This window comes from Gemmatimonas sp. UBA7669 (assembly GCF_002483225.1).
Lineage (GTDB): Bacteria > Gemmatimonadota > Gemmatimonadetes > Gemmatimonadales > Gemmatimonadaceae > Gemmatimonas.
Map to the genome: position 1 here is coordinate 246778 of NZ_DLHL01000011.1, position 23155 is coordinate 269932.

Annotated in this window: 23 protein-coding genes; 6 read left to right on the forward strand and 17 right to left on the reverse strand. The window is 65.7% G+C overall.

From position 1 onward, the window contains the following. Positions 1–43: 43 nt before the first annotated feature. Positions 44–628, reverse strand: coding sequence for a DUF5655 domain-containing protein (locus tag B2747_RS03425; protein ID WP_291156904.1), 585 nt, complete (start codon positions 626–628; stop codon positions 44–46). A 31-nt stretch (positions 629–659) separates the two neighbouring features. Beyond that, on the reverse strand, positions 660–1547 hold the full coding sequence (locus B2747_RS03430; protein ID WP_291156906.1) for a LysR family transcriptional regulator: 888 nt from the start codon (positions 1545–1547) through the stop codon (positions 660–662). Between the two features lie 158 nt (positions 1548–1705). On the opposite strand from B2747_RS03430, the gene katG reads away from it, so the two are divergent. Both katG and B2747_RS03440 read left to right on the forward strand, forming a co-directional pair. Continuing rightward, positions 1706–3928, forward strand: a complete 2223-nt coding sequence (gene katG, locus B2747_RS03435; protein WP_291156908.1) for a catalase/peroxidase HPI — start codon at positions 1706–1708, stop codon at positions 3926–3928. 180 nt (positions 3929–4108) lie between these two features. Then, positions 4109–5386 carry an NAD(P)/FAD-dependent oxidoreductase gene (locus B2747_RS03440; protein ID WP_291156910.1) on the forward strand — a complete coding sequence of 426 codons (1278 nt, stop codon included), beginning with the start codon at positions 4109–4111 and terminating at the stop codon, positions 5384–5386. Here B2747_RS03440 and uppS read toward each other — a convergent pair. The 3 genes from uppS to B2747_RS03455 form a co-directional block, all read right to left on the reverse strand. Next, on the reverse strand, positions 5299–6072 hold the full coding sequence (gene uppS / locus B2747_RS03445) for a polyprenyl diphosphate synthase (RefSeq protein ID WP_291156912.1): 774 nt from the start codon (positions 6070–6072) through the stop codon (positions 5299–5301). The genes B2747_RS03440 and uppS overlap by 88 nt on opposite strands. Further along, positions 6069–6371, reverse strand: a complete 303-nt coding sequence (locus B2747_RS03450) for a winged helix-turn-helix domain-containing protein (RefSeq protein WP_291156914.1) — start codon at positions 6369–6371, stop codon at positions 6069–6071. The genes uppS and B2747_RS03450 overlap by 4 nt, the downstream gene beginning before the upstream one ends. A gap of 109 nt (positions 6372–6480) precedes the next feature. After that, positions 6481–7113 carry a hypothetical protein gene (locus tag B2747_RS03455; RefSeq protein WP_291156916.1) on the reverse strand — a complete coding sequence of 211 codons (633 nt, stop codon included), beginning with the start codon at positions 7111–7113 and terminating at the stop codon, positions 6481–6483. An 84-nt stretch (positions 7114–7197) separates the two neighbouring features. On the opposite strand from B2747_RS03455, the gene B2747_RS03460 reads away from it, so the two are divergent. Continuing rightward, entirely contained in the window at positions 7198–7797 is a 600-nt protein-coding gene (locus tag B2747_RS03460; RefSeq protein ID WP_291156918.1) for a hypothetical protein, read from the forward strand. Here the strand turns inward: B2747_RS03460 and B2747_RS03465 are convergent. From B2747_RS03465 to B2747_RS03485, 5 genes are all read right to left on the reverse strand, one after another. Continuing rightward, the gene (locus tag B2747_RS03465) at positions 7722–8666 is read right to left on the reverse strand and encodes an alpha/beta hydrolase family protein (protein WP_291156920.1); all 945 of its coding nucleotides are present in this window, start codon (positions 8664–8666) and stop codon (positions 7722–7724) included. The two genes, B2747_RS03460 and B2747_RS03465, sit on opposite strands and share 76 nt — an antisense overlap. A 68-nt stretch (positions 8667–8734) precedes the next feature. Next, positions 8735–11152, reverse strand: a complete 2418-nt coding sequence (locus B2747_RS03470) for an excinuclease ABC subunit UvrA (RefSeq protein WP_291156922.1) — start codon at positions 11150–11152, stop codon at positions 8735–8737. Then, positions 11149–11589: an SRPBCC family protein gene (locus B2747_RS03475; RefSeq protein WP_291156925.1), complete on the reverse strand. Its 441-nt coding sequence runs from the start codon at positions 11587–11589 to the stop codon at positions 11149–11151. The genes B2747_RS03470 and B2747_RS03475 overlap by 4 nt, the downstream gene beginning before the upstream one ends. Further along, the gene (locus tag B2747_RS03480) at positions 11589–11915 is read right to left on the reverse strand and encodes an ArsR/SmtB family transcription factor (protein ID WP_291156927.1); all 327 of its coding nucleotides are present in this window, start codon (positions 11913–11915) and stop codon (positions 11589–11591) included. The genes B2747_RS03475 and B2747_RS03480 overlap by 1 nt, the downstream gene beginning before the upstream one ends. A 65-nt stretch (positions 11916–11980) precedes the next feature. Then, positions 11981–12469, reverse strand: coding sequence for a winged helix-turn-helix transcriptional regulator (locus tag B2747_RS03485; RefSeq protein ID WP_291156929.1), 489 nt, complete (start codon positions 12467–12469; stop codon positions 11981–11983). A 93-nt stretch (positions 12470–12562) separates the two neighbouring features. Between B2747_RS03485 and B2747_RS03490 the strand changes: the two genes are divergently transcribed. Then, positions 12563–13021, forward strand: coding sequence for an SRPBCC family protein (locus tag B2747_RS03490; RefSeq protein WP_291156931.1), 459 nt, complete (start codon positions 12563–12565; stop codon positions 13019–13021). A gap of 100 nt (positions 13022–13121) precedes the next feature. Continuing rightward, positions 13122–13922 carry an exodeoxyribonuclease III gene (locus B2747_RS03495; protein ID WP_291156933.1) on the forward strand — a complete coding sequence of 267 codons (801 nt, stop codon included), beginning with the start codon at positions 13122–13124 and terminating at the stop codon, positions 13920–13922. A 15-nt stretch (positions 13923–13937) separates the two neighbouring features. Here B2747_RS03495 and B2747_RS03500 read toward each other — a convergent pair whose 3' ends face one another. The 3 genes from B2747_RS03500 to B2747_RS03510 all read right to left on the reverse strand — a co-directional run bounded on the left by B2747_RS03500 (position 13938) and on the right by B2747_RS03510 (position 17495). After that, entirely contained in the window at positions 13938–14738 is an 801-nt protein-coding gene (locus B2747_RS03500; RefSeq protein ID WP_291156935.1) for an APH(3') family aminoglycoside O-phosphotransferase, read from the reverse strand. Between the two features lie 64 nt (positions 14739–14802). Continuing rightward, a complete protein-coding gene (locus tag B2747_RS03505) occupies positions 14803–16941 on the reverse strand; it encodes a penicillin acylase family protein (RefSeq protein WP_291156937.1) in 2139 nt (712 codons plus the stop codon). A 38-nt stretch (positions 16942–16979) separates the two neighbouring features. Continuing rightward, entirely contained in the window at positions 16980–17495 is a 516-nt protein-coding gene (locus tag B2747_RS03510; RefSeq protein ID WP_291156939.1) for a DUF2231 domain-containing protein, read from the reverse strand. Between the two features lie 170 nt (positions 17496–17665). Here B2747_RS03510 and B2747_RS03515 point away from each other — a divergent pair, with 170 nt between their 5' ends. Next, positions 17666–19036: an esterase/lipase family protein gene (locus B2747_RS03515; RefSeq protein WP_291156941.1), complete on the forward strand. Its 1371-nt coding sequence runs from the start codon at positions 17666–17668 to the stop codon at positions 19034–19036. Between the two features lie 185 nt (positions 19037–19221). Here the strand turns inward: B2747_RS03515 and B2747_RS03520 are convergent, their stop codons facing one another. From B2747_RS03520 to B2747_RS03535, 4 genes are all read right to left on the reverse strand, one after another. Continuing rightward, positions 19222–20019: an Ig-like domain-containing protein gene (locus B2747_RS03520; protein WP_291156943.1), complete on the reverse strand. Its 798-nt coding sequence runs from the start codon at positions 20017–20019 to the stop codon at positions 19222–19224. Positions 20020–20132: 113 nt separating this feature from the next. Beyond that, complete coding sequence (locus B2747_RS03525) at positions 20133–20657, reverse strand: hypothetical protein (RefSeq protein WP_291156945.1); 525 nt, start codon at positions 20655–20657, stop codon at positions 20133–20135. Continuing rightward, entirely contained in the window at positions 20654–21460 is an 807-nt protein-coding gene (locus B2747_RS03530; protein ID WP_291156947.1) for an SDR family NAD(P)-dependent oxidoreductase, read from the reverse strand. The genes B2747_RS03525 and B2747_RS03530 overlap by 4 nt, the downstream gene beginning before the upstream one ends. A gap of 62 nt (positions 21461–21522) precedes the next feature. After that, the gene (locus B2747_RS03535) at positions 21523–23049 is read right to left on the reverse strand and encodes a cryptochrome/deoxyribodipyrimidine photo-lyase family protein (RefSeq protein WP_291156949.1); all 1527 of its coding nucleotides are present in this window, start codon (positions 23047–23049) and stop codon (positions 21523–21525) included. Positions 23050–23155: the final 106 nt, after the last annotated feature.

Genomic DNA, 23155 nt, shown 5'->3' on the forward strand with positions numbered 1-23155 from the left:
GGGCCGGTTGCCGCGCAGACGCGGGTGCGGCGTACGCGTTGAACTACCCGTTCTGCTCGTACGCCGCGCGCAGCAACTGCTCCACCTCGGTGGTAATGTCCGATACCGTCTGCAGCGACAACTTGTGCGTGGCCTGACCAGGCGCCGCGGATTCAACCAGCAGCGTTGACCGCGGCGCCTTGGTGTATCGAAGCCCGACATCCACCCGCGTCCTGGTTGCCGCAGCCACCGCCACGAACTGGCGCGCGCGCACGAACGGGATGTAGGTGGCGCGCCCCTCGACCACTACGTCGGGGCCCAGCGCGGTGAGCAAGGCCTGCAGTCGATCATACACGGGACGCAGCGCAGCCTTGGCGCCGTCGTACTGCTGCGCCACGTATTCGTCTACCGTGGGCGCCGTCCACCCCGCCGCACGCGCTGCGGCATCGGCAATGGCCCACTGCGAGTTCTGCAGCACACCATGCGTGCTCTTGAGCCAGCGACGCACGGCGTTCTGATCGAGTGCGTCGAGTCCGCTGGCTTGCACCAGCGCCACCCATTCCTCGAGTGTCTTGCCCGTCCGTTCCTGCATACTGGCCGAGACGGCCTGCATCATGTCATTGGGGCTGTTGGGCCTCTTGGGGCGCATCACGATCCTCGGGGCAGTGGGTCGCACTAGTCTAGCGCCCGCGTACCACCTCGCGCACGCAGTCCACAAAGGCCTCGGCCACCGCGCTGCGCTGCGCCCCACGTCGCCACACGGCCACGATCTCGCGGTGCAGCGTGTGGTCTGCGAGCGGCACGTACGCGCACTGCGGTGTGTTGTGCCGAGCGGCAGCCATGGCCGGCACAATGGACAGCCCCACCTCCGCACCCACCAACTCGAGCACGGTAGCCAGTTGCGCGCTGCGGCACACCACCGACGGCAGCACCTGCTGACGGCTGCAGAAGCCGGCCACCTGTTCGCCCAGACAGTGCGCCGGGTCGAGTGTCACCGCCGGCGTATCGCGCAGCTGGGCCAGCGTGATGCGCCCCGCGCGCGCGGCCGGATGCGATGCCGGCACCGCCACCACCAGCGCGTCGCTGCCCAGTGACTCGATCGCGACATGCTCAAACGGATAGGGCTGCGCCGCGATGAGCACATCGAGCTCGCCCTCGTGCAGCAGGCGCGCCAACACGGCGCTGTAGTCTTCTCGCAGCTCCACGCGAGTCGCCGCATTGCGCACCTGCATGCGCCGGAGGGCGGCCGGCAACACATAGGGCGCCACCGTCGGAATGGCGCCCACGCGCAGCGTATCAGGGCCGTCCAGACCCTCCCGCCGCACCGCGTCCTCCGTCTCGCGCAGCTCGTCGAGCAGACGCCGGGCCCGCGGATACAGCGCACGCCCGGCATCCGTCAACGTCACGCCACGCCCATGGCGATCGAAGAGTTCGACGCCAAGGTGCCGTTCGAGGCGCTGGATCTGGGCCGTCAGCGATGGCTGCGACAGACCCAGTTGGGAGGCGGCACGGCTCAGAGCACCGGAGTCGGCCGTTTCGAGGAAGGCGCGCAGAAGTGTGCTGTCCATACCAGATAAAGCTATAGCAATTATCTATGACAAATATAGACCAAAGCCCATTGCTGACTATGGCTGGAATCCCTAACGTTCAACGGCTGACCCGGTCCATGGACCGGCCCCCCTATTTCTGCAGGACCCATCCACGCAGCACGTACGGAGACGGACCGATGGAAGGACACAAGAGCGAAACCGGTGGCAAGTGCCCCGTGATGCATGGCCATGGCGCGCCGGCGCGCGCGACCTCCATGGCGGGTCGCGGTAACCGCGACTGGTGGCCCAACGCGCTCAACCTCGGCATTCTGCGTCAGCACTCGTCACTGTCGAATCCCCTGCCCGGTTTTTCGTACCGCGAGGCGCTCAAGGATCTCGACGTCGAGGCGCTCAAGGCCGATCTGGTGCAGCTCCAGACGGACTCCAAGGACTGGTGGCCGGCCGACTACGGGCACTATGGCCCGTTCTTCGTGCGCATGGCCTGGCACAGCGCGGGCACGTATCGCACGGCCGACGGCCGCGGCGGCGCCGGCAGTGGCACGCAGCGTTTTGCGCCGCTCAACAGCTGGCCGGACAACGGCAATCTCGACAAGGCCCGCCGTCTCCTGTGGCCCATCAAGCAGAAGTACGGCAACAAGATTTCGTGGGCGGATCTGATGATCCTTGCCGCCGACGTGGGCATGGAAACGATGGGATTCAAGCCCTTCGGCTTCGGCTTCGGTCGTGAGGATGTCTGGGAGCCCGAGCAGGACATTTATTGGGGCAGCGAGGGCGAGTGGCTCGCCACCAGCGAGAAGGAAAACAGCCGCTACTCCGGTGACCGCGAGCTCGAGAACCCGCTGGCCGCCGTGCAGATGGGCCTCATCTACGTGAACCCTGAAGGTCCCGACGGCAAGCCCGACCCGATGGCCTCGGCGCGCGACATTCGCGAGACGTTTGCGCGCATGGCCATGAACGACGAGGAGACGGTGGCCCTTGTGGCCGGCGGTCACACCTTCGGCAAGATGCACGGTGCCGGTGACACGGCGCTCGTTGGCCCCGAGCCCGAAGGCGCCCCCATTGAAGCCATGGGCTTCGGGTGGCTCAACAGCTTCGGCAGCGGCAAGGGTGAGCACACCACCACGTCGGGTCTCGAAGGCGCGTGGACACCCAACCCCATCAAGTGGGACAACGGCTACTTCGACACGCTCTTCGGCTTTGAGTGGGAGCTCACCAAGAGTCCGGCCGGCGCGCACATCTGGGAGCCCACCGACAAGGAGGCCTCGCTCGTTGTGCCGGACGCGCACGTGCCGGGCAAGAAGGTGCGGCCCGCCATGTCCACGGCCGACATCGCACTGCGCACCGACCCCAAGTATCTCGAGATCTCCAAGCGTTTCCACGCCAACCCGCAGGAATTCCACGACGCCTTTGCGCGCGCGTGGTTCAAGCTCACGCACCGTGACATGGGCCCGAAGGCCCGCTACCTCGGCCCGCTCGTGCCGCAGGAAGACCTGCTGTGGCAGGACCCGATTCCGGCCGTGAATCACCCGCTCATCGACGCGCAGGACATCGATGCGCTCAAGAGCAAGATTCTGGCCTCGGGTCTGTCCATCTCGCACCTCGTGTACGTGGCGTGGTCAGCGGCGTCCACCTTCCGCGGCTCCGACAAGCGCGGGGGCGCCAATGGTGCGCGCATCCGTCTCAATCCGGCGCGCAACTGGGAGGTCAACCAGCCGGCCAAGCTGGCCAAGGCGCTCGAGATCTACGAGACCATCCAGGCCGAATTCAACGCGTCGGCCACCGGCGGCAAGAAGGTCTCGCTGGCCGATCTCATCGTGCTTGGCGGCGCGGCAGCCATTGAGCAGGCGGCCGAACGCGCGGGCTTTGTGGTGAGCGTGCCCTTCACGCCGGGCCGCATGGATGCCTCGCAGGAGCAGACCGACGTGGAGTCGTATGCGGTGCTCGAGCCGCAGGCTGATGGCTTCCGCAACTATCAGAAGGCCCGGTACACCACCTCGCCGGAAGAACTGCTGGTGGACAAGGCGCAGCTGCTCACGCTCACTGCGCCCGAGATGACCGTGCTGGTAGGTGGCCTGCGCGTGCTCGGCGCCAACTACGCCGCGGCCAAGCACGGCGTGTTCACCGATCGTCCGGAGACGCTGAGCAACGACTTCTTCGTCAACCTGCTCGACATGGGCACGGCGTGGAAGCCGGTAGCGCCTGGCGCCGACGTATACGAAGGCCGCGATCGCAGCACGGGGGACGTGAAGTGGACGGCCACGCGCGTCGATCTCATCTTCGGCTCCAACTCGGAACTGCGCGCGCTGTCCGAGGTGTATGCGCAGAACGACAGCAAGCAGAAGTTCGTGTCGGACTTCGTGGCGGCGTGGACGAAGGTGATGGAGCTCGATCGCTTCTGATCTTCCGGAGGATCGGAGAACAGACGGTGTGAGGATCGGAGGATCCGGGGATTGGAGGGGCGGGCGGCGAGGGACCTCATGGCGAGTGTCCCTCGCCGCCCGCCTCTCCTATCCTCAAATCCTCCGATCCTCACACCGTCTGTTTTGATGCAAAGATCCTGCTCCGACTAGAATACGGGGATGCCCCCACATGTAATCGTCATCGGCGCAGGCGCCGCCGGCACCATGGCCGCCATCTTCGCCGCCACGCACGGCGCGCACACGACACTGATCGAACGCACCCGCGACGGCGGCCGCAAGATCCTCATCAGCGGGGGCGGTCGCTGCAATGTGCTGCCGGCACGCCTCGACGAATCGCGGTTCGTGACGGACTCATCGCCCAACACACTGCGCAAGATGCTGCGCGCCTGGCCGCTGGCCGAGCAGCGGGCGTTCTTCGAGAACGAAGTCGGTATTGAACTCGAGGAGGAGGTCGAATCGGCCAAACTGTTCCCCGCTTCGCACCGCGCGCGCGATGTGCGCGATGGGTTGCTGGCGCTGGCGGTCCGACGCGGCGTGCAGTTGCGCATGGAGACCACGGTCACGGACATCGTGCCGGCGGACTCTCAGGTCGATGGCGCGCGCTGGGCCGTTCACACCACCGAAGATGCCCCCCTGCATGCCGATGCCGTCATCGTGGCCACCGGCGGCTTGTCGGTACCGGCCACCGGAAGCGACGGTACGGGTCTTGGTATGCTCCAGCGCCTCGGCCATGTGCTGCATCCCACCTACGCGGCGCTTACGCCCATCACATCAAACGATGCCCGCTTCGCCGACCTGTCGGGCATTTCGTTCGCGGTGACGCTCGACGCGCGGGGAGGCGGGCATAGCGCGTCGGCACGTGGCGGATTTCTCTTCACCCATCGTGGCTACAGCGGACCAGCCGCACTGAACGTGTCGCACGTCCTGGTGCGTTCGCGTCAGTCACACACGGAACCGCCCGCGTCCCTGCGCGTGCAATGGACCGCGCTCGATGCCGACGCGTGGGAATCGCGCCTGCTTGCACGTGACGGGGGCAGCAGCACACGACAGGTCAACACGCTGTTGCGTGCGGAGTTGCCGGATCGCCTGGCCACCGTGCTGCTGACGGAGGCGCGTGTGGAACCCACACGCACACTCGCCGAGCTCACCCGCGATGAACGGCGTCGCCTTGTCGACACCCTGGTGCAGGGCGCGCTGCCGTGGAACGGCGATGAAGGCTACAAGAAGGCCGAAGTCACCGGAGGCGGCGTTTCATTGGCCGAGGTGGACCCGCGCAGCATGCAGAGCAAGCGTCACGCGGGCCTCTTTCTCTGCGGGGAAGTCCTCGACGCCTTCGGCCCGATCGGTGGCTACAACTTCTTCTGGGCCTGGGCCACGGGACGCGCCGCCGGCACGGCCGCCGCAAGCGCTTCGTCATCACCCACCGCAACCGTCTGACCGGGCGCCGCACCGTAACGCCGCTCGCGCTTCGCGTAGTCGGCAAAGACCGTATCGAGATGTTCGGTGGTCAGATCGGGGAACGGCACGTCGAGGAACGCGAGCTCGGCGTACGCGCACTCCCAGAGCAGGAAGTCTGACAGACGACGCTCGCCGCCTGTGCGCACCAGCAAGTCCACCGGCGGCAGCAGCGACTGAGCGGGTGTGGCCGCATCCAACGTGACCATCGAGTCGTTCACAGCGCTCTGCGCGAAGGCCTCGGCAATGGCTGCGCGGCTCGAGTAGTCAATGGCCACACGCAAATGCATGCGGGTGCCGTGCGCGGTGCGCGCCTCGGCGTGGGCGATGGCCTGCACCAGCGCTGCCGGCAAACGATCGCGCCGCCCGAAGATGCTGAGCCGAATCCCGTGCTGCAGCAAGTCGGCCAACTGCGACTCGAGGTGCGACGCAAAGAGCTCCAGCAGAAAGCCCACCTCTTCGCGAGGCCGCTTCCAGTTGTCACTGGAGAACGCATACAGCGAGAGATGGTCCACGCCCAGGCGCGCGCAGTGCGCCACCACTTCGCGCGCCGTGCGCGCGCCGCGTGCATGCCCCATCCAGCGCGGCCGTCCGCGACTCGATGCCCAACGACCATTGCCGTCCATGATGACGGCCACGTGTGATGGCACCAGCGTGCGCGGGGTCATGCGCCTCCGACCTGTTTGATGAGGGCTTCCATGTGGGCGAGATAGCGCTCGAGTGCCGAGCGTCCATCGGCGGTGAGCCGGTAGACGGTGCGTGGAATGCGGCCGTCGAACCCCTTGTCACAGGTCACGTATCCGGCCTCCTCGAGCTTGCGGGCATGCACCGACACATTGCCGTCGGATGCTTCCAGTAGACTCTTGAGCTCGTTGAAGGTCAACGATTCGTGGACGGCGAGGGCACTCACGATGGCCAGGCGCATGCGCTCGTGAATGACCCGATCGAGTGCGATGGGAATGGCCATGTTGCCCTCAACGGACGTCAACGCGGCCGCTGGTTCCGGTGTCGTGGCGTGGGGACCCGCGCTCTGTGCGGTGCTGGCGTCGCGAGTGCGGGCCGCGGCGGCGGGGCGCTTAGCCACCGTGCCGCCGAGCGATATGTGCGCCAAAGCCGATCTGGAGACCACCAAAGCCGAGCGCCATCATCAGGTTACCGTCGAGGGAAGGCCACCACAGGGCCACCGCGCCAAGGGCCATGAACGCGAGTCCCATGACGGGGACGGCGCGAATGGAATAGGCACCGGCTGTGGTCACACCCAGGCCGTACAGGAGGAGCCAGACGCCTGGCAACAGCGGATGGGCCGCGCGATCGACCAGTCCGGGCCTGGAGGGCTCCAGCAGGGCCAGCGTGAGCACGGCGCCAACGGCCACCGCCGGCCAGAAGCCCAACAGGAATTTCCGGAGCGGCGTGGTGAGCTGCAGGCTCCCCCCGTCAACGAGGCGTCGGCGCATCTTGCGTTGCATGGCCAGTCCACCGGCCGTCACCGCCACCACTGCCGCGCCAAGCCAGGTGAGCAGCCACGCCATCGGAGTCGCCGGGCTGGAGGCGAGCCATGCGGCCACCAGGGCAACACCGCCCACACCAACGAGGCCCCAGCCGGGCACGTCGGTAAATGCTGCCGCGCCCTCCATGGTCCGCCGGATGTAGGACAGGTCCTGAAGCGCGCGCTGATGCAGGGCCGGCGGCTCGCCGGAAGTGGGGCTCATGGGTTGGAGTATCTCCGGATGGGACTTGCTCGTCAAGTGCTTTGTACTGTAAAGTAGAACGCCACCCTCCCTCCGGATTCCCGTATGGCCCATCGACTTTCGCGAATTCGCGCTGCCCTTGGTACTGCCGCAACCTGGGCAATGGGTTGGGCAGTCGCCGGCCTGTCCATCGGCGTACTCAGTGTGCTGGTGCCCACCCTGCCGTTGGGCTGGTTCTTCGAGGTCTTCGACGCGCCACTGCCGGCCATGGCCATACCCGGCTTTGTGGGCGGACTCTGCTACGCCGCCGTGGTGCGCTTCGCCGGCCGCAAGCGGCCGCTGCGCGAGATCGGGTTCGGCGAGGTGGCGCTCTGGGGTGTCGGAGGCGGCATGCTGCTCAGCGCCGTCCCGGCCCTGTCGTTGCTGGACAACGGCCCCGGCGGCGACCCCGACGGCAGCTGGCGATTGCCGGCTGCCATCGCCGTGCTCATCACCTTCAGTGTGGCGTCCGCCGTGTGCTCATTCTGGCTCGCCCGCCGCGCGGCACAACGGGATACACAGGCCCTGCAGAACACGCTGCGCGACACGTTGCTCAGCGATGCGGCCACGCCGCATGCCCTGCCCTTTTCTCACGGTGTCGCCAATCCGAGTTTTGACGACAACCAGCGCACTCGCGAATCGAGTGCCGCACGCGGCAGGCCGTGACCCGACTCGTACCACTCGACGGTCTTGGGTGAGGTGATGGCGGCGTGCAGTGCGGACGCAGCCTCGGGCGGGACAAACTCGTCCTGTCGTCCGTTCTGCAGCAGCAGGGGCGTGCGTGTGATGTAGGAAGCAAAGCGCACCGGTTCAATGGGCAGCATGGCCCTGAGCCATCGCGCGCGCGCTTCTTCGGAGAGCCCGACCAGTGGGCCGAGCGGCGCGCCGTCTGCCCCCATCGAATGGGACACCAGCCCACCATCAGCCACAAACAGCACCGCCGCAGCAAGACGCGGTTCGGCGGCCACGAACAGCGTGCCCATGGCGCCGCCATAGCTGCCGCCGATGAACCCGACGTGGGTGGAGTCCACTTGCTCGTATGCGATCAACACATCCACGGCCCGTCGCAGATCGCGAATGAGTTGCACCTGCTCCACACTGTCGCGGGGTGTGAAGTCCGGCCGGCCGCCACGCCGTACCCAGGGCGCATCAATGGCCAGCACCACGGCCCCAGCGCGCGCGAGAGCGGGGCCCTGGGACAGCAGCGCACGCTCGGCCGTGCCGGGTAACCCGTGCAGCACCACGACACCGGCTCGCGGGCGTACGACGGCGCGTGGCCTGAGCATCATCCCGCTGACCACACCGCCATCGGGACTCGCGTAGCTGATGGCGAATTGTTCGAACGCCGAGTCGCTTGTGGCGACTGGTGACCGCCGCACATCGAGCGCCGCACGCCGGTCATAGTCAAACAGCGTGAGCGGCGCGGCCTTTGCCGGCGGCTGCGCAGGTGACCCGCCATCGGACGCACCGCGCACTGCGCCATGGAACAGACCAGCGGCACACAGCAGGCAGCCCGCCCAGGTGGAGATGTGCATGTATTCCTCAATCGCGATGCGGGGAACGGTCAACCCTAAAGGTATACCTTATGACCCCGCCCTCGCGATCAGGGTTTCCTGCGGGACTTCGGCTGCGGCGTGCCGGCGCCGACGTATTCGCGCAGATGCCGGCCGGTGAGTGAGCCCGTGTCGTTTGCGGCGCGCGCGACCAAGTCCGCCGGCGTGCCCTCGAACACCACACGACCGCCATCATGTCCCGCGCCGGGCCCCATGTCGATGAGCCAGTCGGCGTGCGCCATGACAGCGAGATGATGCTCGATGACAATCACCGACTTGCCGCTGTCCACCAGACGGTCAAGCAGCGCGAGCAGATGCTGCAGGTCGGCGAGATGCAGACCCGTGGTGGGTTCATCGAGCACATAGACCGACGCGTCGGTTCCCATGTGCGTGGCCAGCTTGAGACGCTGGCGTTCACCGCCGGACAACGTGGTGAGTGGCTGCCCCAGGCGGATGTACCCGAGGCCCACATCGACGAGCCGCTGCAGAATGGCCGCCGCGGCCGGCGTGCGCGCGTCGCCGTCGCTGAAGAAGTCGAGCGCCTCGTCAACCGACAGATCGTAGACATCGGCGATGTTCTTGCCCGCCAGACGATAGGCCAGCACCGAGGCCTGAAAGCGTCGCCCCGCGCAATCTTCGCAGGGTGAACTCACACCCGCCATCATGCCAAGGTCCGTGTAGATCACGCCGGCGCCGTTGCAGGTCGGACAGGCACCTTCCGAGTTGGCGCTGAACAGCGCCGGCTTCACCCCATTGGCCTTGGCAAAGGCCTTGCGAATGGGCTCGAGCGCATCGGTGTAGGTGGCGGGGTTGCTGCGCCGTGACCCCTTGATGGCGCTCTGATCCACGGTCACCACACCGCTCTGGCCGCTCACCGATCCATGAATGAGCGAACTCTTGCCCGAGCCGGCCACACCGGTCACCACCACCAGCACGCCCAGCGGAATGTCCACGTTGACATGCTGCAGGTTGTGCGTGTGCGCATCCCGCACCTTGAGCGCCCCGGTGGATCGGCGGACCGTGGGTTTGAGCTGCGCGCGGGTCTCGAGGTGCCGACCGGTCAGCGTTCCACTCTGCTTGAGCGCTTCCACCGTGCCCTGAAACACCACCTGCCCACCGGACGTGCCAGCGCCGGGGCCCAGTTCGACCACGGTGTCGGCAATGGCAATGGTCTCGGGCTTGTGCTCCACCACCAGTACGGTATTGCCCTGGTCGCGCAGCCGCAGCAGCAGCGCGTTCATGCGCTGGATGTCGTGCGGATGCAGACCAATGGACGGCTCGTCGAACACGTAGGTGACGTCAGTGAGCGCCGACCCCAGATGGCGGATCATCTTGGTCCGCTGCGCTTCGCCGCCTGACAACGTGCCCGACGCGCGGTCGAGACTGAGATAGCCCAGACCCACTTCCACGAAGCTGTCCAGCGTGTGCTGCAGCTTGGCCAGCAGCGGCGCGACGCTCGGCTCCCGCAGACTGCGCACCCACTCGGCGAGGTCGCTGATCTGCATGGCACAGACATCGGCCATGTTGTGCGCACCGATCCGTGAGCTGCGCGCGCTGTCGTTGAGCCGCGTCCCCTGACAATCCGGGCAGGTGGTGAAGGTGACGGCGCGTTCCACGAAGGCACGGATGTGGGGCTGCATGGCCTCCACGTCCTTCGAAAGGAAGGACTTCTGGATGCGCGGAAGGAGTCCCTCGTAGGTGAGGTTGGCGCCGGCCACCTTCACCTTCATCGGCTCCTGATGCAGCAGGAGATCGAGCTCTTTCTTGTTGTAGCGCGCGATGGGCTTGCTGATGTCGAGGCCCGCCGCTTCGAACATGCGAGCCTGCCAGCCCTCTGCAGTGTAGCCCGGCACCGTGATGGCGCCTTCGCTCAGCGACTTGCGCGCGTCGTAGAGCTGCGTGCGGTCGATGTCGTTGATGACCCCCATGCCTTCGCAGCGCGGGCACATGCCGCCCAGCACCTCGAAAACCTTCTTCTCGGTCTTGGCGCTGCCCTTCTCCACCGTCATGGTGCCCACGGCGCGCACGGACGGCACGTTGAAGGAGTAGGCGTTGGGCGAACCCAGACGTGGTGTGGCAAGACGGCTGAACAGCACGCGCAGCATGGCGTTGGCGTCGGTGGCCGTGCCGACGGTGGAGCGCACATTCGCGCCCATGCGCTCCTGATCCACGATGATGGCCGTGGTCAGTCCATCCAGCGCGTCCACGTCGGGACGCCCGATGGACGGCATGAAGCCCTGCAGAAACGCGCTGTACGTTTCGTTGATGAGCCGCTGCGACTCGGCGGCGATCGTGCCGAAGACCAGCGATGACTTGCCGGAACCGGAAACGCCGGCAAAGACGGTGAGCCGTCGTTTGGGCAACTCGAGATCGATGCCGCGCAGGTTGTTCTCGCGGGCGCCGCGAATGCGAATGCGGTCGTGCTGGTCGGCCGGGTGAAGAGTGTCGTCGTGCGCGCGCGGGCTCATGGCAGCGCGTCCAACAGGGCCACGAGCTTGCCGCCCATCATCTTCCAACCATAACGCGCGCCGCCCCAGTTCTGCTTCTGGTCTTCGCGGAAGCCGGACTGCACCAACAGCAGGTGTGTGCCCGTTGCCGTTGGGGTAAGCGTGAAGCTGACCTCGGTGTCGAGCATGGGCACCGTCCAGGCGTAGCGCAGTCGCGTGTGCGGCTCATAGTCGAGCAGACGGCAGTTCACGGTGCCATCCCAGCCTGGATAGGGCTGCGTCTTGAAGGTGAATGCTGTGCCGGGCTGCGTGTCCCAGCCGATGACAGGCAGCAGCCATTCGGCCAACAGTTCCGGGGTGGTGAGCGCACGCCAGACCTTTTCAGGCGGGTGCGGCAGATCGAATTCGAAGGCGAGCGCGTGGGTCTGGTCGGGGGCGGTGGTATCGCGCAGCGTCATCAGTCGAGCGTCTCCAGCAGGCGTTCGAGGCGACCCACGCGATCGAGCCAGAATGCCCGATAGTGCGTCAGCCAGTCAATGAGGGGCTTCATGCCCTTGGGCTCCACACGGTAGAACACCTGGCGACCATCGCGGCGGCCAGTCACGAGACCGGCCTCCTTGAGCACGGCGAGGTGCTGCGACACGGCAGGTTGCGAGATGTCGAATCGAGCCGTGAGATCCTTCACGGCTGCCTCGCCGCGAGTCAGCGACTCGAAGATCGCACGTCGACTCGGATCGGCCAGAGCGGAGAACACTCGGTCTTCGCGTTCAGCGGTGGTGGGCATGGGTCAATCAATAAGCCATCGCTTATGCAATGTCAACAGAGCTTCGCATCGATGGGTGACGGCGATCAGCGCGGCGGCAACGGCGGTAGCCGACGCCGTTGGCGCGCGGCTGCCATGGCAGCAGTTGGGCGCGCAGTGAGTTGCGGCGCCTCCACCTGCTCGCCGCAGCGTTCGCAAACGAGTTGCATGCGGACGATGCCCTCGCAGCCGGCATGCCCATAGGCGATAGGCGGCCCGTCGGGCGCCGCCCAGCGATCGCCCCAGGCGGTAAGAGCAACAATGGCCGGCGTGAGATCCTGCCCCTTCCGGGTCAAGTGGTACTCCAGGTGACCGCTCTCGCCGAGCATGGTCTCCATCAGTCCTTCCTCAACAAAGAGCGCGAGGCGGACCGAGAGGATGTTGGGGGCCACACCGAGCCGCTGTTGGAAATCGGTGAATCGCGTGCAGCCGGCAAAGGCGGCATTGCGGAGAATGAGCAGACTCCAGCGCTCGCCCACCACCTCAAGGGCACGGGCGGCGGAGCAAACCTCACGGTCGTAAGTGCGTCCGAGCATGTCAGAAGCCTAGAACGGACGCTTGCATGACGCTAGCGCAAGTACTAGCATCATGCAAGTAACGAAGACTCCCCCTTGTCCCCGCCCACACCCATGCCCGACATCATCCATCGCCTCGGTACCACCGCGCCACTCGCCACCGTGTACGACGCGCTTGCCACCGTATCGGGCATCGCCGGCTGGTGGACGCGCGCCACCACCGGCACCAGCACTGTTGGTGAACGCATCACCTCGCGCTTCCACGCCCCTGATGGCACGGAAGTCGGCGCCTTTGTTTACGAAGTCCGCGACCTGGTCCCCGGGCAGCGTGTTCGCTGGCACGTCATTGAAGGCCCCGAGGAGTGGGTGGGCACGGATATCGAATTCCACATTGCGCAGGAGGGTGAACACAGCATCGTGCTGTTTGCGCACCGCGGTTGGCGCGAGGCTGTGCCCTTCATGGCGCACTGCAGCATGAAGTGGGCGACCTTTCTGCTCAGTCTGCGCGCCTACGTGGAAACCGGCACCGGCCGTCCCGCGCCCGACGATCTCAAGATCGACAACTGGAACTGACATCCTGCCTGGCGGCACACGGCGGTATCTTTCGCGGCGTCTGCACGCCGCGCCACGCAGTACGGCGCAGCGTGCCCGCCGTCACCCTCTCTGTCGTCCAATGAAGATCTACTCGTGGAACGTCAACGGCCTGCGCTCGGTCATCAACAAGGGCGTGTTTCTTCCCTTCATTGAGGCGCACCGTCCCGACGTGCTCTGCCTGCAGGAAACCAAGTCGGAGCAGAGTCAGGTGGACATCGACCTTCCGGACTACCACGAGTACTGGAACTCGGCGAGCACCAAGGGCTACTCGGGCACGGCCATCTTCTCGCGCACCAAGCCGCTGTCGGTGCAGAACGGCTTCTCGAAGACCATCGCGAAGAAGTACAACCTCGTCGATGACGAAGGCCGCGACAGTGCCAGCGAAGGCCGGGTCATCACGGCCGAATTCGAGCAGTGCTACGTGGTGACGGTGTACACACCAAACGCCAAGGAAGACCTGAGCCGCTTGCCACTGCGTCATGCGCACTGGGACCCGGCGTTTCTCGCGCACTGCAAGGCTCTGGAAAAGAAGAAGCCGGTGGTGTTCTGCGGTGATCTCAATGTCGCGCACACCGAACTCGATCTCGCCAACCCCAAGCCGAACCGGGGGAAGAAGGGCTTCACCGACGAGGAGCGCGCGGGCTTTCAGGCTTTTGTGGACGCGGGCTTTGTGGACACGCTGCGTCTCTTTCGCGAAGGCAATGGGCACTACAGCTGGTGGAGTCACCGCGCCAATGCGCGTGCGCGGAACATCGGTTGGCGCATCGACTACGTGCTGGTGTCCGGCACGCTTCGCAACAAGGTACGTGCCGCTGACATCCATCCCGAAATCATGGGCAGTGATCATTGCCCGGTGAGCATCACACTCGACATCGACTGACGCGACGTCGGCGGGTCAGAAGAATTCGTCGAGGCAGCAGTGGAATGCGAGACGTGCGTTGTCAGGCGGCATCATACCGAACGCCGACAGCCACGTCTCCTGCAGCTCGGCGCCAAGCTCGGACAGGTTGTTCCACAGTATCGCCACGTCCTGATAGGGGTCGGCTACACCCAGTCGGCCCACGTCAAGACAACCGGTCACGCGACCGTCTGCGAGGAAGATGTTGTCGAGCGAGAAGTCGCCATGCGTGACCACCCGCTCGAACGAGAGTGGCAACATGGCCTGCATCGCTGTCCACACCGCTTCGGCTGACATGCCTGCCCGCGCCTCGTCGAAATCCTCCTCGTCCACAAGACCGGCGTCGAGGCGCTGACGCGCAGCCGCCAAGCGCAACACATGCCCCGCCTCGAAGGGGCAATGCTCCACCGGGAGCGCGTGCAACTGGCGCAGAAACTTTGCGATGCTGTGCACGGCGTCAGCGGCGCGTTCCGGATGCGCCGCCAACCACTCGGCGGCCGCCACGCCAGGCAGCGCGGTTGAAAGCAGCGCGGCGTGGTCGTCATTACGCACAAAATGCAGCACGCGCGGCGCCGGCAGTCGCCCATCAAGCCACGTGAGCCGCAGCATTTCGTGGGTGATGTCGTCGGACACGCTGCCACGACCCGCCTTGAGAAAGCAGTCGGGTAGCCCCGGCGCCGAGAGACGGTGCACCTCGCCCCCCGATTCGCCGGTCGTCACTGGGGTGGCGGTGTATCCGGCCAGACGCGTCCGCAGATCGGCCGGGAGACTGGTGAGGTTGACCGTAGCGTCGCTCATGCCAGCACAACGGACGGCCAATACGCCGGTTTCACGAGCGCCGTCCGACGTCCTGCTCGAGGGACTATTCCGGTCTGTACGTGCGCTGAGTGTGCGCACGAACTTCGGCCTCGGTGAACCACACCGGCTTGTACTGCCCTCGGGCAAACATCTCCGCTTGATCGGCATGGTGTGGCGAGGCGGGATTGTCGCTTTGCCCATAGGCCAACACCGAGTAGGCTCGCGGCCCTGTGGCACCGAACTCCACGGCCAACACCCATCCGTCGCCGGTGTTGGCGGCGAGTTTGCCGTCGGGCGCACGCTCGTAGCCCAGGACCCGAAAGCAGCCCAGCGCGCCGCTGCAGCCGCCCACGGGCACATCCACCGCACCGCGCCGGACCCGGTGCACGTCGCCCCAGGCCACGTCCGGAGTGCCCCAGCGCGCCTGCATGGTATCGATGGCGGCCAGCATGCTGGAGCGCACGAGATCAGGACGACCCAATCCGCGCGGCGTCGTGGCAAGTTGCGCCCAGCGCCATGGCTCGGCGAAGGCGCTATCGCGCGCGGCCGCTGTGTACAGGCGCCACCACGTTTCGAACAGCGTGCTGCCACGACTGTCCGGCGACACGGTGTTGTCCCAGCGCGTCAACAGCCGCGTGGCATTGGCGAGTGCCGGAGTGGTCGAGTCGGCCCGCAGCGCACGAAGCAGGTCGGGCTTCACGCGATCGGCCAGCAGCATGCGATACGAATGTTTGCGCCGCATCACTTCGGCAAGCGACAGCTTGTCGTTGCCACCAACCAGCTGCACGGCTAGTTGACTGCGCAGATCGAACGCGCCGCGCTCCACGTTGGCCGGAAAGCGCGAGGTGTCGAGTACGGCGCGCAGGTTGCCAAAGTGCGGTGGATCGTTCTCGTTGTGCACATAGCCGCCGCGTGGATTGAGAAACTGCGGCAGGGAATCGAGTGGCAGCAGTCGCGTCCAGATGTCATTCGACGTGCGAGCGCGCGTGAAGAGGCTGTCGCCAGTGGCCGCATGCGGGAGACTGGGCAGGCTGGCCATCCAGATCGTGAAGATGTTGCCCGCGCGATCCGCATACGTGAGGTTGCTGGTGGCCCGTGCGCGCATCGCCAGTGCCGCCTTCCATTCGCGCAGCGAGCGCGCACGCATCATGGCCAGGAACTGCTGGCCCCCGCGGTACTCACCAGCCGGACCGGCCCGCACCACGTAGAGCGTGCCGGGTGTGCGATGCACCACCGGACCAAGCGGCGTGCTCCACTGCACGCGGGTGCGTGGCACGAGGCCCGCAGCACCACGCACCAACACGGTGAGTGACTCCACATGCAGGGGCTGCGATACGCCGTCGAAGACATAGCGCAGACTGTCAGACGGATCGACATCGAGCGCGTACACTTCGTCGAGATCGGTGGCGTTGTTGGTGGTGGCCCAGCCCAGATTGCGGTTGAAGCCGGCAATCACGCCAAAGGGCCCACCAATGCGGAAATCGCCGTAGAAATCGAGTTTCCCCGGCACGGTGACGTGGGCTTCCCAATAGCCGGCCGTCCACGAGAGATGCGGATTGCGCAACAGGATGGCACGCCCCGACGTGGTGCGGCTTGGCGCGAGCGCCCAGGCGTTTGATCCGTCTTCACTGTATGCGGGCTCGTCACGCGCTGGAGACGCCGCTGCCGATAGACTGTCGCTGCGCAGCCTTCGCAGGACGAGGCGCTGCGCCGCCGTCACGTTGGCCTGCCCGATGTCGCCGGCTGCCACGTCATGTCCCGTGAATGCCGGCTCGGCCCAGGCCGGCAGCGCCGCACGGTTGGTACGAATCCAGCGATTCACCCCGTCGGCAAAGCCCTCGTACACCGCACGTGTGTCGGCGTCCAGCAGATGATACGTCTCGCGCACGCGCTGCACGGCCAGCAGCGCGTTCCAATCGCCACCCATGCTGTCTGTGCCAAACACCCGTCCCATCCAGCCCTTGTTGCGCAACAGGACGCGCAGCACACGCTCACCGTAGTCCTCGCTCATGGCGTAGCCCAGTCCCACGCCAATGCCGCGGAAGTTCGCGGCCGTGACGTGTGGTACGCCATACTCGGTGCGACGGATGAGTGGCGTGCTGGAATCCGGCGCTGGCGACGAAGCGGACTGTCCCGATAGCGTGTTTGACGCAACGAGCGCGCTGAGACACAGCGCGAGCAAGGGGATGACGGGTGATGTCATCCCCTAAGTATGCGCCCTGGCCCGTGCTGCGGAATGGCTCAGCGATCGCGCGCTGACTCGCCAGTGGGTGGAGCAGCGCCGGACAGCGTGGAATCGCGGTACACCGCCGCGGCCCCGTGCTGATACACCAGCCGTCCACCCGAGTGGCCCACCGCGTAGCCGGCCCAGAGCAGGGCCAGCGTGCCGAGTGTCGCGGTCAGCCGAGCCCACCGTCCCATCTGGCCGCGCACGAGTCCGACAGCCGCGACCGCCAGCAGGACAAAAGACCCGATGGTGAAGACATCCGCTGCCTCTTCGTGCGTTTCGATGGCTGCGTGCGGCACCACCTCTTCCACGCGGTCCTCCTGATCCTCACCCGTGGATTTGGCGACCACGGCACTCACGGACAACAAGGTTAGCAGCACGACCACCATTCCCCAGCTGCGCGGCACATCCGCACCGCGCGACACCAGCAGCAGCGCGCCGGCTGCAGCCACCGGTGCCAATACCGCGAAAGCCACCGGCATGTGCACCAACGCGGCGTGCAACGGGTCGGGCATGAACGAGGCCAGCATGCGTATCTCCTGTCGTGGAAGCCGTCGGACTCAGATCACCGCCGGTCGTACCATGCATACGTCGGACAGACCAAAGTTTCGTAGGGGATTTCCCCATGCCAGCGTCGGGGGAATGGACGGGCCGCAGTGTGCGCCGTATCGTGGGGGACTTCTGGCAATCAATCCGTCCCATGGAGACCATCGCAATGCCCAAGCGTCCCATCGTCATCATTCACGGCTACAGCGACAAGGGCGAGAGCTTTCGCGGCTGGCGTGACCTTCTCGTCAACCGGCTCGGCTACGACCCGGGTCAGGTGCACATCTGCAGCTATCGTTCGCTCACCAACGAGATCTCGATCAAGGATATCGCCGAGGGCTTCGATCGCGCGCTGCGCCTGCAAACCAGTCTCAAGGAGGGGCAAGCCTTCGATGCCATCGTGCATTCCACGGGCATGCTGGTCATTCGGGCCTGGCTCACCCAGTATGGCGCGGCGCAGTCGCCGCTTCGCAACCTCATCGCATTGGCGCCGGCCACCTTCGGCTCACCGCTCGCGCACAAGGGGCGCAGCTTCATCGGGTCCGTATTCAAGGGCGACAAGAATCTGCTTTCACCGGACTTCATGGAAGCCGGCGATGAGGTGCTGTTCGGCCTCGAACTGGGCAGTCGCTTCACCTGGGATCTCGCGCACCGCGACCTCTTCGGCGACGATCCCTTTTACGGTCCCACCAAGCGCACACCGTACGTGTTTGTGTTCTGTGGCACCAAGTCCTACGGCGGCATCCGCAAGCTCATCAACGAGCCGGGAACGGACGGCACCGTGCGCTGGGCCGGCACGCCGCTCAACTCCCGAAAATTCATCCTCGATCTCACCGAGCGGCGGCGTGAAGCCAATGCGCCGCGTGCCAAGACCGAACCGTTCCGCAACGTCGATATTGATTTCATCCCCATTGAGGGCAAGGATCACGGCAGCATCGTCAAGGATCCTGGCGACTTGCTCATTGATCTCGTGGAGAAGGCCTTGGCCGTGGACAGCGCCGCGAGTTTCGAGCAGTACATGAAAGACGCGCGCAAGCGCACCAAGACGGCACTCGAGGGGCTCACGCCCTATCAGCAGTTCATCATTCGCGCGGTGGACGAACGCGGCGACGCCATTCCCGACTGGAATCTCCAGTTCTTCGTGGGTGACCTGCACAAGCAGCGCTGGAAGGAGTTTGCGGTGGACGTGCATGTCTTCGCACGGGACAAGAGCCTGCGCTGCTTCCACGTCAAGCTTGACGATCTGGGCGATCTCAAGACCGGCACCTTCATGCTCAAGGTCATTGCCACCACCGGCACGGACTTTGTGAGCTACTACGGGACCGGCTCAGAGATGCTCAACGTCGCGCCGGGCACTCCCGGCAAGCGCTGGGATGCCCAGATCATGCTGCAGAATCAGATCGACGCGGACACGACACTCTTCCACCCGTTCACCACCACGCTCATCGAGATCGTGCTCAACCGCGAGCCCATGCCACTGGACTACACGCTACCCAACGAGGTGACGCGCTGGCTCGTGGACTGATGGCGCGAGGCCGCGGCCGCGAGCGCCTGGTGCGCGCCGCCCCCGTCCGAATCGCACAGGCCCGCACGTTGCTGCAACATCTCGAAGCACGATGGATCGGGCGCTTCAGCCAGCTCGACACCGTGCTCGGCCTGCTTTCAGTCCAACCACGCCGCCCGCTCGTCCGGGAGCGGGCGGCTCCTTCATCAGGGGCCAGCGCGATAACTGAGGGTGAGCACATCGTTCGTTCCCGCCACGCGATACCGCAAGGTGTAGCCATCGGCGGTTCGTGTCGCGCGATGCTCGAGGGGCCAGACAAACTCGGACGTCATGCGCACAGCGCCCTGCGCATCGAGCTGCACCGTGCCAAAGTCTGTCTCGCGCTGCACCAAGCGGAGCTGCTTTTCCCGCCGGCCGTCCACGTCGCGCACGTTGTACTCCACGTACCGCAACTCCACTTCGTACCGTGGCTGCGCACCGGCGATGAACTTGAGCCGGCCGCTCTCGAGCCACACCTCGTGGTATTCCGGCACTCCATCCCATTCCACGGAGTCGCTGGCGACGAGGATGGGGATATCGCGACCGTCCTGGCGCATGAGGGCATGCACACGAGCGCCAGGCAGCACCTCAACGCGCGCTGATGCGTTCACACCCTCGCTGGCAACACGCACAGTGGTAATGCCGGAGCCCTTTGCGATCAGTCGCCCCGTGGAATCGATGCCCGCAATGAGCGAATCATCGATCGTGTAGCGCACGGTACGTCCCGTCAGTTCGCGGCCGTTGCGACCCACGAGACGCGGCTGGATACTGGCACTATCGCCCTGACCGAGCCGGAACGTGGCCTGACGCAGGTCAATTTGCTCGACGCGATCGGGTTGATCCGCAGGCGGTGGCAGGGGTTCGGTTGCGCGCTCGTCGCAGGCGGCCAGCAAGGTCAGCGCCAAGACTGCCGCAGCGGGTGAACGCAGAAGTTGGTGTGAAGCGAACAGCGTGCTTTTTGACATATGAATGCTCGAGGTGCAGGTGAAGAGGCGCAGCGACTCGTGTGCACACCCTACCTGCCGCCAGCCTCTCCTGTCACACACCGCTCGGCGCACGAGCTCAGCATTTGCCGTGCTCAGCGGCGAATGGCGACCCCAAGCTCCAGCAACCACACCCCTTCCCGGGCTTCGCGAAACAGGTTCCAGGTGGCGCCGGCCCGCAGGCCAAGATTGTTCTGGCCCAGCAGCACTGTCGCCAGTCCCACATGCGGGCCATACGCCCCGTCGGTCACGCCTCCACCGGCGACCCCAATCACGCTGACTCCCGCCGATGGCAGCAGATATGCCCCTCGTGTGAGTTCAAGCGGGAGCGCCGCACCGCCACGCAGGCCGATGCCCAATACACTGTTGGCCAGCAACCGCGGCATGGTACCCACTGCGACATCGGCAGACAGCCGACCCGGCTTCCACTGTGTCCACTGGACACCAAGCGTGTAAAGCTCGCGGGCCGTTTCGCCGTACGCGGCGGGTATGCCGACCGACACACTGAGCAGATACGGCGATCCGCTGCCGCCCGCCTGCGTAGTTTGCGACAACGCCAGATTGGCGCTCATGGCCAATCCCATCACCAGCCCAACAAGACGTGGAAGAGGGTGCATCATACCTTGAGCCGATCCCGTCGATAGCGTTGGCGAAGGCTGCCCAGCATCCACATGGCATGCTTGAGCAAGAACACAATGAGTTTGAATCGCTTCCCCGGGACGCAGACCACCGCCCCTTTTCGCGCAACCTGCGCCAGACTCTCATCGACCACGCGGTCAGCCGACAGCCAGGCCCATGACGGAATGCCCTTGCGGCCACTGCCCAGGCGATCGTGGAACTCCGTATACGTGAAGCCCGGACACAGCGCCTGCACGGACACACCACTGTCCACAAGCTCGGTCGCCAGCGCTTCACAGTACACGCGTTGATAGGCCTTGGTGGCGTTGTAGTTCACATTGCCGGCCGTTGGCGACCAACTGGCCACGCTGGCCACCACGATGATCGTGCCCGCGCCACGTGCCACCATACCGGGTACCACCGCACTCACCAGCTCGTGGGTGGCTTGCACATGCAGACGCAGCATGCGCCGTTGCTTGTCAGGATCCGCGGTGATGATGGTGCCGCGGGTTCCGAATCCGGCATTGCTCACCAGCACCATCTGCCGCCCCGTTGTGCCATTCGACTCCACCCGCAATCGCTCGGCCAGCCGCGCAATGTCCTCGTCCGTGGAGAGGTCGGCCACAAAGGCCTCCGCCTGCACGGACCACTCGGCCTGCAATGCCTGGCACACGTCGCGCAGTCGCTCCGCATCACGCGCCACCAGCAGGAGATCATGGCCGGCCGCAGCAAGTCGCTGCGCAAATACGTGACCAATGCCGGCGGTGGCGCCGGTCACCACCGCGAGAGAACGGGAGTTGGGCATGGCGGGAAAGTACGGAGCGGCGCGGCGTACCGACAGCAGCCGCGCGTCGCTCAGCGCATCGCTCAGCGCGTCCGCTTGTGCAGCGGCTCTTTGCGCGAGCCGTGCATGGCGTACACGGACGCCGCTTCGGCCCGCGCCGCGAGACTGCGGCGTACGGCGTGCACACGATCGCGCGCTTCGCGATATGCCGAAGCGTGATCCACGATCGGCCACGGATAGTCGAGTCCGAGACGCAAACCGGTCATTCCGGCCATCAGGGCCGGCATCTCGTGTGGGGCATGCACAAAGTCCACCGGTACCGATTCCAGCTCCGGTACCCAATGCCGGATGAAGGCCCCGTCGGGGTCGTGCTCCAGCCCCTGCTTGTAGGGATTGTAGATGCGGACGGTGTTGATGCCCGTCGTGCCCGACTGCATCTGGAACTGCGAGTAGTGAATACCCGGCTCGTAGTCCAGAAAGTGCGGCGCCAGTGCCTTGGATGTGGCCTGCCACGGCAACCAGAGATGATACGAGGCAAAGGACACGAGCATCGCGCGCATGCGGAAGTTGATCCAGCCATGCGCGCGCAGGGCCCGCATGCAGGCATCGACGAACGGATAGCCCGTGCGACCCTCAATCCACGCATCCAGTCGTGCGCCGTCGGGTTCTTCGGAGCGGAGGCCCTGATAGGCGCGTGAGAACTCCTCGTACTCGATGCGTGGCTCATCTTCGAGTTTCTGCATGAAGTGATCACGCCAGGCCAGTCGGGCCGTGAACGACTGGAGCGAGGCCAGCCATGCCGCGTGGCCCGGCCGATCGTCTAGCAACTCCGCGCGTCGTCGCTGCGCCGCCTGCCACGCTTGCCTGCCGGACATGGTGCCAAACGCGAGATGCGCACTGACTCGAGAGCAGGCGGAGAAGGCTGACACCGGTGATGACATCGCGCGACGATAGTCTTCACCGCGCGCCGTGAGAAAGCTGTGCAGGGTTTCGCGCGCGGCACGTTCTCCGGCCGCGGATTGCACTGGCCGCGTGGAGGCATTCTGCACGCCGAGTGATGCCGGCGTGGGAACGACACCGGCTTCCGGTGCTGCCTTCCCATCCGGTGCCTGAAACCAGGGAAGTGCCGCAAACTGCTGCGGTGGATTGGCCACCGGCGCTCGTACAAAGGCCTCCCAACGCTCAGCCCAGCCATCACGCGAGTCCAGCCGCCGTATCACACCACTCCCCGGCAATTCGCGAAACGGGAGTCCGCGGGCTCTGGCCCAGGCGCGCACGCGGCGATCGCGGGCGTAGCTGAGCGCATTGCCGGTTTCCTCATGCGCCCACACGCACTCGGCGCCGACCTCCTGCACGACCTGCTCCATCACGGCCGGGAGTTCTCCCGTGCGAATGAGCAACGCACCACCGCGTTTGACGAGACGCTGCCGCAGTTCCGTCAGTGCGTCCGAAATGAAGCGGAAATGCTGCACATCATGATCCGGTGCGCGCACCATGCTGGGCTCGAACACATAGAGCGCTACCACCGGGCCCTGACGTGCCGCAGCGGCAAACGGTGCGTGGTCATGGAGGCGCAGGTCGCGCTTCAACCAAACAAGTTGGACAGCCATGCTGTGCCAACGGGGCAAGGGCGCGGATGGTTCACCGCCGGCCTCTCTCGCCACAACGAAGATGTAGCCACCCCCACGGCTTGCGGCAAGGACCCGGGGGCATGGT